Genomic DNA, 14,570 nt, shown 5'->3' with positions numbered 1-14,570 from the left:
CTTTTTACTAAAATTTTAATAATACAACATTTCCAGCTGGATCTTCAGTTTGGAATCCACCGTCTATATCGATAACACGTGCACCAATTGTGCGAAGGTTTGCTTTCATCATGGATGCTTGTTCTTCATTATCTAAACGCAGTGAGAACGTTTTTAAGCCTACTTGGTTTTCTCCAAGCTTTGGAGCATTTTCTGAGTGCCAAGTGTTTAAGCCAATGTGATGGTGATAGCGGCCAGTAGAAATAAATAATGCCTGTGAACCATAGCGTGCCACAATATCATAGCCTAAGCCCTTTGTGTAAAATTGTTCAGCCTCTGCCAAGTTCGAAACAGATAAGTGAATATGTCCCATCACTGTACCTGATGGGAGGCCATCCCAATTTCCATCACCTTCTTCTAAAATCGATCGAATATTTAGTGGCTCTGTTACCATATTCACTTGGTCCTGATGCCAATCCCATACATTTTCAGGGCGATCTGCGTATACCTCAATACCATTATGATCAGGATCATTTAAATAGAGTGCTTCACTGACAGCATGATCAGAAGCCCCAAGATATACTCCTTTTTCGTGAAAATGCGTTATAATATTTGCCAAATCACGACGAGTTGGTAATAGTAATGCAAAGTGATAAAGTCCAGTCGTCATGCTAAGCTTTTCTTCCACTGTGTCTGGTTGGACTATTGTTAATAGTGCAGTATGTCCATCTGCTGTTAAAGTAGCTTTATGTGATTCTTGGTGTAAAACGTTGAAGCCAATAACCTCTTGATAAAATGTTAAAGAACGTTGAAGATCGCTTACTTTTATTTCAACATTTGTTACATATGTGTTAGGTTTTTCATGAAAATGCATATAGAATACCTCCGGTAAGTTATTTTTATTCATTTAGTTACTTTATGTAAGTTAGTTTATTTTAATAATAACTGAAAGTCAAGTAAGTTATTTTTTTATTGTCGACAAAAAAGAAAATCACTAAGCATATCTAATGCTTAGTGATTTTCTCGAGGTATTATTTATCCGCTTTGTAATCGCCTTCGTACCCAGCAGTAAAAATAGCTGTTAAGAAAGCAACTGTTACACCAATGATTAATAATAGTTTCATGGAAGTAACCCTCCTCATGTAATAAAGACATCTCTATTTAGTATAGCCTATCTACTATAAAAATGAAACGACATACCTGAATAAAATATGTCAGAAATGGTTCAAACGTATAATTATCGGGAAAACTATTAAGGAGGTGATTAGTATGAAAAAAAAGGTGCCAAACATTGAAAATGGTACGATGGCGAGAGATATGAAGGAATTAAAAGATTTGGGCAAACAAATGGAACATTTACGTGATGGTCTAGAGCTTGCGGATGATGAGCGTATTGCAGATCCTATTCAATTGGAAAGTATCGAGGAAAAGGATGAATAGTGGTAAATAACAGTAGCTTCCTTATTTTTCTTAAATCCAATTTTTTGTATAATGGTACTAGGAAAAAGAAAGGGGTTGTGATTCGTGTATTTACAATCATCGAAAACATTATCAAATGGAGTAGAAATGCCTCGTTTCGGCTTAGGTGTTTATAAAATGACAGATCATGAAGAAACATTACAATCCATCGATACAGCGCTGAAGTTTGGTTATAGAGCTATCGATACAGCATCTTTGTATGGGAATGAAGCAGAGGTAGGAGAAGCTATCCGTTATTCAGGTATACCACGTGAGCATATTTTTGTTACCACAAAAGTATGGAATAATGACCAAGGATATGATGAAACCTTACGGGCTTTTGAAGTATCGCTAAAGAAACTTAAGATGGATTACGTAGATTTATATTTGACACATTGGGCTGTTCCAGAAACATTTGAGGAAACTTACCGCGCTATTGAGCGCCTATACGATGAAAAACTAATTCGAGCAACTGGTGTGTCGAACCATCATGAGCATCATTTAGAAAAAATACTAGCAAAGGCCAATATTGCTCCAATGGTTAATCAGGTGGAAATGCATCCGTATTTACAGCAACAAGCATTAAGTGCATATTGCCATGAACATCAGATTGCTGTCACTGCATGGTCACCGTTAGGGCGAGGTGGCGTACTTGATGATTCTACTATCTTAGAAATTAGCAAGGAAATCGGCAAGACCACTGCTCAGGTAGTGTTACGCTGGCATTTACAAAATGACACATTAATTATTCCTAAATCAGTGACACCAAGTCGAATTGAAGAAAATGCACAGATTTTTGACTTTGAATTAACACAGACTCAAATGGAAAAGATAGCGTCATTAAATCGTAATCAACGATTTGGGCAAGATCCAGATCATTTCAAATTTGATTTTTAGTTCTATATATAAATCCCGCTCTCGTTATTGAGAAGCGGGATTTTTTGATAATTGTTCGTCCTTGACGGTAATGCGTTTATTTAAAAATGGATGGTCAAATTCTAATTGGATAGCATGGAGTTCATAATCACCACTAGCAGTTTCTCTTGCGCCGTACATAGTATCACCAATAATGGGATGACCGATGTAGGCTAGATGTACACGGATTTGATGTGTTCGACCAGTTTCAAGAATCAAATGGACCACACAAGAATTCTTGTAGCGTGAAACGACTTCATAATGGGTCACTGCATGCTGTCCAGTTTGCGACACGACACGTCTAGAAGCGTGATGGCGATCCTTACCAATAGATTCAGAAATGGTACCCGATGAGGAGCGTATATTTCCTTGTACTTCCGCTGCATATGTCCGAATAATAGATTTTTCTTCAATCATTCGATCGAAAATTGATTTCGCTAAAGGATGCTTGGCTACAAGTAATAAACCTTGTGTCCCTTTATCTAATCGATGGACATGCTCTGCATAAATACCACCTTGTTCTTGAATATGTGCCATAACATGGTTCATACATGTATGGGTATCTCGGTCATCATTAGGGTGAGTTGCCATACCCTTTGGCTTCGATACGATTAAGCAATGATCATCCTCATAGACTATATCAATCGCACAAACAGGTGTTGGTTTATAGCTAGACGCTGGGATTGGGAATGTAAATTTGACAATAGTGCCGACTTGTAAAGGAGTATTCCATTGAACAAGTTCATTATTCTCTAAAGTAATAGCTTTTGCCATACGTAATTCATGTACGAGCTTTTTACCTAGTCGCCAGTGATTACGTAAAAGTTCCTCAATCGTTAAGTTATCTTCATTAAATGCATAAAGAAACATTGATCTTCCTCCGTAGAAAAGACCGTATTCTAATGGTAGAACACGGTCTTTTGATTATTTTACAGCTTTTGTAGCTTTGATTAAATAGAAGCTTGCCCCTGCAATTAAAATAAATGCAGTTAATGCTAAAAATGGGATAGTAATAAAGCCTAACCAATTAATATATTGTCCTGTACATGATACGGCGCCACAAGAAGGGGCACTATCCGCTAAAAAGCTAAGCTTTTGAATGCCATAATGATAGAGTGAGATACAGCCTCCGATAACAGAAAAAACCGCTGTTGTAACAGCAATACGAGCATTTTTTTGTATAAAGGCTACAGTGGCCATAATGACAATCGGGTACATAAAAATACGCTGTATCCAACATAATTTACACGGTTCATAATGACGAATTTCAGAAAAGTATAATGAACCAAGTGTAGCTACAGCAGATACTATCCATATAAATAATAAGCCATTTTCCTCTTTTTTAGACATATCAATTCTCCCCTTTATAAAAACACTACTTGTACGATTATAGTTGTTCTAGTTTTATATGTAAATTAACTTACGCAAAATAAGGAAGATAATTTCAGTCTAAAGTATGAACGGCTAATGAAGACGAGCCTAACGCCTTAATGGTATCATTAATAATAGTAATGCTAAAGAAGAGGTGTTTTCGTGAAGGAAAATGAGCATTCCAATATAAGTATATTAAAGGAAATTGCAGAACTATTAAATGAAGAAACTGAAATCGTTACGATGCTAAAAGGGGCCCTTATCCAATTTTTAAATGGCACGAATTTTGAAACAGGCTGGATTTTTTTTATTGATGCAAAGGGACGCTCGGAGCTTGTTGTTCATGAAAATTTACCTGAGGCATTGGAATTTAAAAACTGTCACTATTTAAATAAAGGTGGCTGCTGGTGTGTATCTCGTTATCGTAATGAGGAGCTAAAAAAGGCATCTAATATTATTGAATGTCAACGTATTGAAAGTGCAATCGCAGCTAATGTTGGGGATCATGAAGGAATTACCCATCATGCCACTGTGCCCCTTCAATCAGGGCAGGAACGTTTTGGTGTACTAAATGTAGCTTCTAAGGATACGGTACGTTTTTCTGAGGAGGAGCTAGCTCTATTGGAGTCAGTAGCATTTCAGATGGGTTCTGCTATAAAGCGAATTTTACTGACGAAACAAGAGCAAGAAATGGCCCTTGTAAAGGAGCGCAATCGTCTAGCAAGGGATTTACATGATTCTGTCAATCAACTATTATTTTCGGTTACGCTAACGGCGAGAGCTGGTATTGAAATGACACAGGATAGTGATGTGAAAGAAACATTTAAAGAGATACAGCATTTAACTCAGGATGCGCTTACAGAGATGCGAGCATTGATTTGGCAGCTACGACCAAAGGGATTGGAAAATGGCTTACTGGAAGCGATAAAAGTATATGCTGAGATGCTTGGCTTAAAATTACATGTTACGGTTTCAGGAGTCCTACAATTTCCATCGCGCATTGAAGAGACATTATTTCGAGTAGCTCAAGAGGCTTTAAATAATGTGCGACGCCATGCTGGTGTTTTAGAGGCAGCACTTTATATTACCGTCACGTCTACAGATATTTTATTGGTTATACGCGATGAGGGACGAGGGTTTGTCATTGACAATAATACGAAGCTATTGTCAATGGGCTTACAATCCATTAAGGACCGTGCAAAATCAGTGGGTGGCACTGCTGACTGGGTAAGTGAAATGGGCAAAGGTACGGAACTGCTAATCCGCTTGCCATACTAAGGGGGAGAGGACATGATACGTGTATTAATTGCAGACGATCATCACGTAGTGCGTCGAGGATTATTGTTTTTCTTAAAGACACAAAAAGATATTGAGGTTGTTGGAGAGGCAAAAAATGGACATGAAGCCGTATCATTAGCAGAAAGTATCCAACCAGATATTATTTTAATGGATTTAGTGATGCCTGAGTTGGACGGCATACAGGCGACAAAGCGCATTAAAGCAAAATTTCCAAAAATAGAGATTTTAATGCTGACAAGCTTTTCAGATAGGGACCATGTTGTCCCTGCAATGGAGGCAGGGGCAGCAGGCTATCAATTGAAAGATATTGAGCCAGATGAATTGGTTTTATCAATTCGTCGCATTATGCGTGGCGAAAATACATTACACCCAGAGGCTACAACCACACTTGAAATGGATCGCCAGGAGGCACAGAATGCCCCACATTCGTTAAATCCATTAACACCTCGTGAACAGGATGTGCTGGCAGAGCTAACAAAAGGGAAAAGTAATCGAGAAATTGCATCCTCATTGTTTGTTACAGAAAAAACAGTTAAAACTCATATTTCTAATATATTTACAAAATTACAAGTACAAGATCGTACCCAGGCTGCTCTATATGCGGTTAAGCATGGTTTGACAGAGGGAAGCGGTAGCTAAAGCAAAAACGACGAGTTTCTACAATGTGTAGGAGCCCGTCGTTTTTAGTGTGGTTATTTACTTTCCACAAATAATTTTTTTGATATCTCTAATAAAGTAGAACTTGGAGGTAATGCTAAATCCTCTTTTAGTTTTTGTTTATACGTTAGGAAAATTTTGTGCGCCTGCTCATGAAGACCCGCCTGAATTAATGTGTATAAATAGTGCTCAAGCTTTTGTTCATTATAGGGATCATATTCTAACAAAGCATGTAAAAATTCAATTGCTTTATCAGTATCTGAAAAAACGGTAGTTTGGAACCCTTTTTCTAATAACTCTATGTATGATTTCGTTAATCTATCCTTATAGGCTTTTGCCCATTCATAATCATCGAATACAAATAAACCATTTTTATAAATTGCTAGACATTGATGAATTAAAGATATAGAAGGAAATTCTAATCGTGAAAAATCCTCATGAAGTTTTTGAAAATCATATAAGTCACACACGAGACTTGGTTTTTCAAAAATATAGTATTTATTTGAAAAAACAATACAGTTTTCATAGCCAATTGTATTTAATGTTTTTCGTAAGTACGACAAAGCTGTATGAAGATTTGATTTGGCTCTTACATAATCTAAATCTGGCCAAAGTATTTCAATTAAATAATCTCGGTGAATCGGGATATTTGGATGCAAAATAAAATAAGCAAACAATTCCTTCGTCTTTTCGGTTTTAAATGCCACTAAGCTTTTATTGCTATAAACAGCAAATTGATCAAAGCATTGTACGTTTAATAACGTTTGAGTTGCCTGTTGAAGCATTTGTTGTATTGAAAATTCATGCTCAATACGAGTCACCGTTTTTTCTAAACGAGCATGGCTGATAGGTTTTAATAAATAGTCAAGCCCACCAATTTCATAAGCCTGTAAAGCAAATTCATGATAGGAAGTAATAAAAACAACACTGACATGTGGACGCTCTGTTTTAATCATGTCTGCTACTTCAAGTCCAGAAAGTTCTTTGAGTTTTACCTCTAAGAATAGAACCTCAAATTCTATCGAGGGCAGCTCATTAAGAAATACTTCTACACTAGTAAAGGTTTGGATAACCTGAATTTGTTGAAATACTTGTAATTTATTTTGAAAATAATGTAAAGCTAAAGGTTCATTGTCTATTAAAACGGCTCGAATCACATCAAACTCTCCTTTTTACAATTAAATTAAAAACCATTAAACTCTAGTTCATTTTGGTTGAAAAGGCTTTCTATATATACTGAAAGGGCATGAAAAGATAAAATCACTTAATTTCTCTATTAAAAATTTGATACTAGAATAAAGCAATTTGTAGTAGGTCTTCCACAGGCGAGAGTTAGTAATCCTGTGGGGGTGTCACATCACGCCAAATCCTTTCTTAGAAAGTATTCGCCGTTCATTATATAGAAGAAAGAAGTTTTTTATTTGTGTTAAGAGAATTGAAATAATTGTTTAGGCGTTTATGTATCAAACTATTCTTATAAAAAATTGAAACAGTTTATATTTAGTAGGAATTAAATGCTGTTAGAGATTGACTTTTAAAAGTAATATTTTTTCTTATATTGTAAAAATAGTATAATGATTGTAATAATTAATCAGGCGTTATTATAGTACATTTGTCTTAAATAAAACTCAAAAAGTACTTAAAAAATACTTAAAAATATAGGATGATAGTAATTAAAATGCATTTTGCTGAGAAAAAAATAAGATCTTCTAAGAAAGGGGCTTCGCTATGAAATTAGAGCGTCTGCTAACAATGATAATGATATTAATCAATAGAAAAAAGGTAACAGCACAAGAATTAGCAGAATTATTTAATGTGTCGGTCCGTACTATTTATCGAGATATTGAAACGCTAAGCTGTGCAGGGATACCAGTTATTAGCCAACAAGGGGTGCACGGAGGAATTAGCTTAATAGATGGCTATCGTGTAGATAAACAGGTTTTAACAAAGGAAGAGCTTGCGTCTCTGACAATTGCCATTAAAAGTGCTTTGACTACCTATGAAGATTCACACGCATTAGCTGTTCTCGAAAAGCTAACAAGTATTGCAGATGATCATGTAACACAAACCATTGACCACTTATTTGTGGATCTGAGTCCATGGGGGCCAAACATCCTGTTTAAAGAACATATTACGAGTTTAAAAAGTGCTATAGAAAATAGGCATTGTGTAAGCTTTACTTATACCACGGCGCATGGAGAGATAACAAAGCGAGTGGTGGAACCTCATACAATAGTTCAAAAAGGGAAGACTTGGTATTTATACGGCTATTGCACATTAAGAATGGACTTTCGTCTATTTAAACTGGCAAGAATAAAGAACTTAATGCAAGAAGATTTACACTTTGAGCGGAAGGAAATTAATTTAAGTGAACTTCCATGGGGGAAGGAATGGTATCAGCCACAAAACGTAGTCGATTTAGTAATTAGTTTTGATACGGCTATAACAACATTAGTGGAAGAATCTTTTGGAGTAGCATATGTTGATCATGGGCAGGACAAAATTTATATATCTATACCAGAGGATGAGTGGCTTTACGGTTTTTTACTTAGTTTTGGCAATCGCATAAAAGTATTAGAGCCGCCCCACATAAGGGACATACTTCAAAAACGTGCGCATGAAATTGCTCAATTATATAATCCGGATAATAGTTGACAGACAGTTGTCAGGTTTCCTTTGCTATAGTAAGGACAAATAAAGCGAAGGGTGGAATCAACAATGATGCAAAGCTATTGTCAAAGCTGTGGAATGCCTCTAACAGATGAGGCTTTATTAGGAACGGAAAAAGAAGGTCACAAAAATCAAGACTATTGTACATATTGTTATGAGGAGGGGAGCTTTAAACAACCTAATTTAACCGTTGAAGAAATGATTGATATTTGTGTGCCACATCTAAAGGGAGATGGCATGCCTGCAAACGAGGCCCGTACTATGCTTACATCTTTTTTGCCAAGCTTAAAAAGATGGAGAAAACAGGAGTGGTCAGAACCAAAGATTATAAAAAGAGAAGCATTCCAAATCATAGGAATTTCGACGAAAACAAGCAATGCAAATGAACTGACAGCACAAGCCAAGATCCCGCAATTATGGCAGGATTTTTATGAAAAAAATATTGTTGACCAATTATCTAAGCTGGATAATCAAAATGTGTACGGTTTGTATTCGGACTATGAAACCGATGTAAATGGAAATTATGCAATTACAATTGGTGTAGAAGCTTCAAAGATGAATGATGCATCACCTGAGTGGGTTATTAAGACTATTCCAGCAGCTAAATATTTAGTATTCACATCACATAAAGGGAAAATGCCAGAAATTGTTATCCAAACATGGCAAGAAATTTGGGCATGGTTTGCAAATTCTAAGGTGGAACGAACATATACTGGTGACTTTGAATTGTATGATGAACGCTGCGCAAACCCTCAAGAGGCGCAGGTGGAAGTTTATATCGCTATAAAATAAAAATAAGTCTCCTACCAATCAACTGGTAGGAGACTTTTCATCGTTTTGAGGGGGGATTATTTCAATATGTGGTTCGATATGCACAAGAACCTGACAAAACCGATTTTCTCGCAAGATGGTACGTTCTATTTCTTCAGTAATACGGTGACTGTCAAAAACATTTAAATAAGGGTCAACAGTTACGGTTATGTCGATAAAGTACATATTACCGTGAGCACGGCCTTTAAAGTCTAGGAGCTCGATTACACCGTCCACATTCCGAATTAGGACGGATAACGTTTCCACTTCATCGATATCAAATGCATCTGTAAGACTTTGAACAGCTTCCCAAAAAATTTCTACTGCTGTTTTAATAATTAAAACAGCAACAATAAGGGCCGTAAGAGAATCGATAATTGGAAAACCAAAAATTGCTCCAAAGATTCCTATTGCTGTGCCAATACTAACAAATGCATCTGATCGATTATCAAAGGCAGCTGCTTTGACAGCGGAGCTTTTTATTTTTTTAGATAGTGCCAAATTATAGCGATAAACGATATACATGACAGCACCACTACCTATTGCTACAAATGCGGTTAAGAGGGAAGGAGTTGTGCCGGATGGTGCCCATAAGCTTTTTAAAGAATTGATTAAAACTTGGAGACCAACAACAAGCATGATAAATGATGCTACTAAAGAGGCAATGGTTTCAGCTCGCAAATGCCCATATTGATGATTAGAGTCAGGTGGCCTTTGCGCAATTCGTAACCCAATTAATACGGCGATGGATGCGATAATATCCGTAGTGTTATTTAAACCATCAGCTTTTAATGCCTCCGAGGTGCCGATATAGCCAATCGTTAGTTTGATGGAGCTTAGGATTAAATAAGTACCAATGGATAACCAAGCGCCTTTTTCCCCTTGACGTAAATTTGTATAGAGCTCCATTTTGTTTCCCCCTCGCAAAATTTTCTGACATTAGAAAACGACTCCCTATTATTAAAAGGGAGTCGTTTTTATCTATTATCACGGTATTAACTCCCACCTATATAAGGTGTGAGAAAAAGCCCATATTTATAGCATGAATCATATAAGTTTGCCTTTAATAGTAGCACGCTCAATCATACAAAGCAATGAAATCTTACTCCGTAACGGCGTCAAATTCATTTGATAAATCAGTTTCAGGTAACTTCAGAACTTCTAAGTATAAAATATGGTGACCATCTAATTCTTTTGCAATAAATTCATAACCTTGCTCCTGAATGCTGTCTCCTTCGACTGCATCGAAGCGTTTTGTCATAAACCAACCACCGATAGTATCAATATCATCATCTTCTATGTCAGTACCTAGCATATCATTCACATTTTCAAGAAGCATTTTGGCATCTAAAATAAAATGATTATCTGCAATTTCTTGTACTTCCGGGATTTCATCTTCGTCGAATTCATCTTGAATATCGCCGACAATCTCCTCAATAATATCTTCAATCGTCACTAAACCAGATGTTCCGCCATATTCATCCATTAAAATGGCCATATGAATACGTTCACGTTGAATTTTGAGTAATAAATCGTTAATTTGCGTTGTTTCCATCACTCGAATGATAGGCTGCATATAGTCAATAACTGGTTTATCCCCATTTTTCGAGTCTTTAATGTAAGCGGTTAATAAATGTTTCATATTAACTAGACCAATAATATGGTCTTTATCGCCGTCAATAATCGGGTAACGAGTATATTGCTCAACACCCATTAAATCAAATACTTCTTTTATAGTCAGTTCTTTTTCAATGCCAACAATCTCTGTTCGAGGAACCATTATTTCCTTGGCAAGGCGATCTGAGAACTCAAAAATACTATTTACATATTCATATTCTGCGTTATTAATTTCTCCACCCTTTAAACTATCCGATAAAATCATACGTAGTTCTTCCTCTGTATGAGCTACTTCTGATTCTGACATCATTTTTAAGCCGAAAAGGCCAGTTAAGCCACGGGCAGATCCGTTTAATAACTTTATGACTGGATACGTAATGTTGTGGAATAAAATTAAAGCGCCAGAAAAGTTTAATGTGACAAATTCTGCTTTTTGGATGGCTAATGTTTTTGGCGCCAATTCCCCAATAACAACATGCATAAACGTAACGATTGAGAATGCAAGTATAAATGAAAGGATAGATGTTATACTACCATTCAAATTTAGAAATTCAAACACTGGGTGCAAAATAATTTCGAATGTAGGTTCACCTAACCAACCTAAACCGAGTGCAGTAATGGTAATACCTAACTGACATGCAGATAAGTACTCATCTAAATCTGAAACAACACGTTTTGCATTTTTCGCTTTCTTATGCCCTTCTGCGAGCAATTGATCGATACGTGTAGTTCTCACTTTAACGATTGCAAATTCTGTTGCAACGAAAAATCCTGTCATTATAATTAGTAGGGCGAATGCCGCCAACCTAATGGTTATCTCCAATATGTCTCCGTCCAAATAATTCCTTTGTTCCCGCCCAAATGAGGGAAGTAAACAAAGTGTACACCTCCTATGATTTAAAAAATTGTTGGATGTTTCAATAATAAGTTATTTAAAAGAAAAACACAAATATTGACAACAACTTTTTCAGTTGATTTTCAATCCCGTTTAAAAAAAATAGGTAGAATCAAAAGTAAAGTAATTGTCAACGCCATTGCAATATGCTAATTTAAAATTGAGCAAAGATAGTTTGTTTAGGGAAAGAAGCATTTTGCATCTCATATAATACGACACGTCAAAAATCTCAAGAGTGCGTTTACTTGCGGATTTTTTTAAATGAATTATTTTGTATAGCTAAAGGAGAGACTCGATAATTAATTGGGACTTTCCTTTTTTTTGTGAAAAAAACTTAGAAGGAGCAGTCTCACATGTGACTGCTCCTTCTAAGTTTATTCCTGTTGGAAACGTAATTTTAAACATGCCTTCTCCACATCATGAAAGGATTCTTTTAAAGGTAAATCACCCGTAAATGGTGCTATAGATACTGGTGCCTTTTCCGTAATACCTTGCTGAGTCAACATATAATTTTTACCGTTATAAGTAAAGTACATTGTTTTAATTGATTTTTTACCAAAAGTGCTAGCAGAAGAGTCAAAGAAACCTTTTAGTTGACTACAATATTCATTATAGAAATCGCCATTAATACCCGAAATGGCTTCAAATTTTTTAATATCTAAATTACCAGCTTCGTCAGCTAATTCGAATATTTTTGCGGAAAATTCTGAAAAGAATTCTTTTACTTTTACACGTATTAATGCTTTTGAATGATAACTGTTTAAGTCATCTGAAAGCGTGACTTTACTCATTGAAATGGCCCCCTGCATAAAAAACATATACTATTTAATTGCTAACCTTAATGTATAAGAAATATATAGGAATTTCAACATGTATCAACATAATTAGCATAAAGGACGTGCTATATATAGTAAATATAGGTATTTTTATGTGGGAGGTAAGCGAAAAAATTACTATAGTTTTTAATCATATACATGGAATAGCATTAACTCATGAATCATTTTTTTAACATCCTCTTCGTTTGGTGGTGTTGGTCCCGTCCATTGAATAGTGCCATCTTTTAAATATTCAGCAGAGTAGCGTTCACGTTGATAAAAAAATGCAATAGTCCACCCTGGAAGTTGGGTATTTTCAAATAATGGCTTAAAACTAAAATGCTGAATCATCATAAAACCTCATTTCTATAATATGTAGTTCATATTATTCAAGGATAATGGTAATTTTGCAACTATTCACGTTTATGCTGAAATCTAAAGGGGGTATTTCTTTCGTTGGAAATCATTGCTCTGCTATAATAAGTGCAGAAGGCGACAAGAAACGCCAATCGTGAATACAACTGAAATGAGAGGATACTAATGGACAATTTTATAGTGACATTACTTTTTATGGCAATTATAGGCGCAGCAATCGGAGGCGTTACCAATCACCTAGCCATTAAAATGCTTTTTCGTCCACATAACGCAGTATATATTAAAAACTGGCGCGTTCCATTTACACCTGGTCTTATTCCAAAACGACGTGACGAATTAGCAAAACAGCTTGGTCTTACCGTTGTAAATTATTTATTAACTCCTGAAACATTTAGAAAGAAATTTTTCTCGAAGGATATTCAAGAGAAGGTTGAACAGTTTGTGCAAACGAAAGTAGAGGAAACCATCTTTACAAATGATAAAACCATTCAAGATTGGTTAAATATTGCGGGGTTTTCTCATATGCCAGCTACGATTGAGCAGAAAGTTGAAGCAATTGTTGAGGGACAATTTGCATCAGTGAAGAATACACTATCAACAAAATCAATTCGTACACTGCTATCGTCAGATATGCAGGATACTCTTGATGCCAAGATTCCTGTAGCAGTCAGTCATATACTAGAAAAAGGCGAGGATTACTTTTTATCACCTGAAGGTGAAATGACAATTAAAGCAATGATTGATGATTTCTTATCATCAAAAGGATCATTTGGTGGTATGATCAATATGTTTTTAGGTGATTCATCGTCCCTTGTAGGAAAAGTTCAACGTGAGCTCGTAAAATTTTTACAAGCTCCGGGCACGTCAACATTATTAACAAAAATATTTACGCAAGAATGGGAAAAATTAAAAGATCGACCAGCGATGGACTTTTTACAAGACATGCAGTTTGATCCGATTTTATCGAAATTACAAATGTATGTAAAAGAACAATTAGCTGTCGCCGAACGTTTAAATCAACCTATTTCTTATTATTGGCCTGAAGGAAACGAATGGATGAAAAATTCGGTCATTCCACAAGCAATTGACAAAGCTTTTGTCAAAGCAGAGGAAAAACTAGAAGATGTACTTAAACGTTTAAATTTACAAGAAGTTGTTCGTGAGCAAGTGGATTCTTTCCCTGTTGAGAAATTAGAGGAACTTGTATTAGGTATTTCAAAACGTGAATTTAAAATGATTACCGTATTAGGTGCAGTTCTTGGTGGATTGATTGGAATTGTGCAAGGTTTAATTGTTAATTTTATTTAAAAAGGAGATTGTATAAATGGTTAATATTTATAATGACATTAATGCACTAGAGGCAACTTTCCGTAAGACCCCAGAGTTTGAGGCTTTACAAGCGGCGGTTGAAGTTGTAAAGAGTGATGAAGAGGCGTTAAATGTCTTTAAAAACTTCCGTAAAATTCAAATTGAATTACAAAAGAAACAATTAGCTGGAGAGGAATTATTGGAGGATGAACTTGTTTATGCTCAAAAGGCATCTCAGCTTGTACAGCAAAATGAAAAGATTTCAGCTATGCTTGAGGCAGAAATGAAATTAAGTAAAGTGATTGAGGAAGTAAATCGTATTTTAATAAAGCCAATTCAAGGCCTATATGAGGATATTCAATAAATCATTCATATAGTAAGGAATAATTGTCTGAGGAATT

The 14,570-nt window shown here is 35.7% G+C and carries 16 protein-coding genes; 8 read left to right on the top strand and 8 right to left on the bottom strand.

The genetic code is table 11. The features are described 5' to 3' along the window. Positions 1–7 precede the first annotated feature (7 nt). Complete coding sequence (locus ACOZBY_RS20640) at positions 8–853, bottom strand: VOC family protein (RefSeq protein WP_031418236.1); 846 nt, start codon at positions 851–853, stop codon at positions 8–10. A 395-nt stretch (positions 854–1,248) separates the two neighbouring features. Here ACOZBY_RS20640 and ACOZBY_RS20635 point away from each other — a divergent pair, with 395 nt between their 5' ends. Beyond that, positions 1,249–1,419, top strand: coding sequence for a hypothetical protein (locus ACOZBY_RS20635; RefSeq protein WP_012292147.1), 171 nt, complete (start codon positions 1,249–1,251; stop codon positions 1,417–1,419). Positions 1,420–1,503: 84 nt separating this feature from the next. After that, positions 1,504–2,334: an aldo/keto reductase gene (locus ACOZBY_RS20630; protein WP_012292148.1), complete on the top strand. Its 831-nt coding sequence runs from the start codon at positions 1,504–1,506 to the stop codon at positions 2,332–2,334. Between the two features lie 24 nt (positions 2,335–2,358). On the opposite strand, the gene ACOZBY_RS20625 is transcribed toward ACOZBY_RS20630, so the two are convergent. Further along, entirely contained in the window at positions 2,359–3,222 is an 864-nt protein-coding gene (locus ACOZBY_RS20625) for an RluA family pseudouridine synthase (protein WP_289449740.1), read from the bottom strand. A 54-nt stretch (positions 3,223–3,276) separates the two neighbouring features. Next, the gene (locus ACOZBY_RS20620; RefSeq protein ID WP_012292150.1) at positions 3,277–3,702 is read right to left on the bottom strand and encodes a disulfide oxidoreductase; all 426 of its coding nucleotides are present in this window, start codon (positions 3,700–3,702) and stop codon (positions 3,277–3,279) included. Between the two features lie 183 nt (positions 3,703–3,885). On the opposite strand from ACOZBY_RS20620, the gene ACOZBY_RS20615 reads away from it, so the two are divergent. Both ACOZBY_RS20615 and ACOZBY_RS20610 read left to right on the top strand, forming a co-directional pair. Continuing rightward, entirely contained in the window at positions 3,886–5,001 is a 1,116-nt protein-coding gene (locus tag ACOZBY_RS20615; protein ID WP_197224064.1) for a GAF domain-containing sensor histidine kinase, read from the top strand. Between the two features lie 12 nt (positions 5,002–5,013). After that, on the top strand, positions 5,014–5,661 hold the full coding sequence (locus ACOZBY_RS20610; RefSeq protein WP_008173403.1) for a response regulator: 648 nt from the start codon (positions 5,014–5,016) through the stop codon (positions 5,659–5,661). A 53-nt stretch (positions 5,662–5,714) separates the two neighbouring features. Here ACOZBY_RS20610 and ACOZBY_RS20605 read toward each other — a convergent pair whose 3' ends face one another. Continuing rightward, positions 5,715–6,836: a response regulator gene (locus ACOZBY_RS20605; RefSeq protein ID WP_012292152.1), complete on the bottom strand. Its 1,122-nt coding sequence runs from the start codon at positions 6,834–6,836 to the stop codon at positions 5,715–5,717. Between the two features lie 571 nt (positions 6,837–7,407). Here ACOZBY_RS20605 and ACOZBY_RS20600 point away from each other — a divergent pair. Both ACOZBY_RS20600 and ACOZBY_RS20595 read left to right on the top strand, forming a co-directional pair. Next, positions 7,408–8,334, top strand: coding sequence for a helix-turn-helix transcriptional regulator (locus ACOZBY_RS20600; RefSeq protein WP_289449739.1), 927 nt, complete (start codon positions 7,408–7,410; stop codon positions 8,332–8,334). A gap of 63 nt (positions 8,335–8,397) precedes the next feature. After that, positions 8,398–9,141, top strand: coding sequence for an effector binding domain-containing protein (locus tag ACOZBY_RS20595; protein ID WP_036160471.1), 744 nt, complete (start codon positions 8,398–8,400; stop codon positions 9,139–9,141). A gap of 18 nt (positions 9,142–9,159) precedes the next feature. On the opposite strand, the gene ACOZBY_RS20590 is transcribed toward ACOZBY_RS20595, so the two are convergent. The 4 genes from ACOZBY_RS20590 to ACOZBY_RS20575 all read right to left on the bottom strand — a co-directional run bounded on the left by ACOZBY_RS20590 (position 9,160) and on the right by ACOZBY_RS20575 (position 12,837). Next, positions 9,160–10,068 carry a cation diffusion facilitator family transporter gene (locus ACOZBY_RS20590; RefSeq protein ID WP_036165451.1) on the bottom strand — a complete coding sequence of 303 codons (909 nt, stop codon included), beginning with the start codon at positions 10,066–10,068 and terminating at the stop codon, positions 9,160–9,162. A gap of 193 nt (positions 10,069–10,261) precedes the next feature. After that, complete coding sequence (locus ACOZBY_RS20585) at positions 10,262–11,581, bottom strand: hemolysin family protein (RefSeq protein WP_031418246.1); 1,320 nt, start codon at positions 11,579–11,581, stop codon at positions 10,262–10,264. Between the two features lie 464 nt (positions 11,582–12,045). Then, a complete protein-coding gene (locus tag ACOZBY_RS20580; RefSeq protein ID WP_036160476.1) occupies positions 12,046–12,462 on the bottom strand; it encodes a hypothetical protein in 417 nt (138 codons plus the stop codon). 171 nt (positions 12,463–12,633) lie between these two features. Beyond that, positions 12,634–12,837 carry a YheE family protein gene (locus ACOZBY_RS20575; RefSeq protein WP_031418249.1) on the bottom strand — a complete coding sequence of 68 codons (204 nt, stop codon included), beginning with the start codon at positions 12,835–12,837 and terminating at the stop codon, positions 12,634–12,636. A 189-nt stretch (positions 12,838–13,026) separates the two neighbouring features. On the opposite strand from ACOZBY_RS20575, the gene ACOZBY_RS20570 reads away from it, so the two are divergent. Together ACOZBY_RS20570 and ACOZBY_RS20565 are read left to right on the top strand one after the other, a co-directional pair. After that, the gene (locus ACOZBY_RS20570) at positions 13,027–14,169 is read left to right on the top strand and encodes a DUF445 domain-containing protein (protein ID WP_422762652.1); all 1,143 of its coding nucleotides are present in this window, start codon (positions 13,027–13,029) and stop codon (positions 14,167–14,169) included. A 16-nt stretch (positions 14,170–14,185) separates the two neighbouring features. Continuing rightward, positions 14,186–14,533 (top strand): YlbF family regulator, encoded by a 348-nt coding sequence (locus tag ACOZBY_RS20565; protein WP_012292161.1) that lies wholly within the window; start codon positions 14,186–14,188, stop codon positions 14,531–14,533. The last annotated feature ends 37 nt before the right edge of the window (positions 14,534–14,570 follow it).

It is taken from the genome of Lysinibacillus sp. NPDC056220, from assembly GCF_049315265.1.
GTDB lineage: Bacteria > Bacillota > Bacilli > Bacillales_A > Planococcaceae > Lysinibacillus > Lysinibacillus pinottii.
The sequence above is the reverse complement of the archived record's forward strand: the minus strand, read 5'-3'. Positions and strand labels throughout refer to the sequence as shown.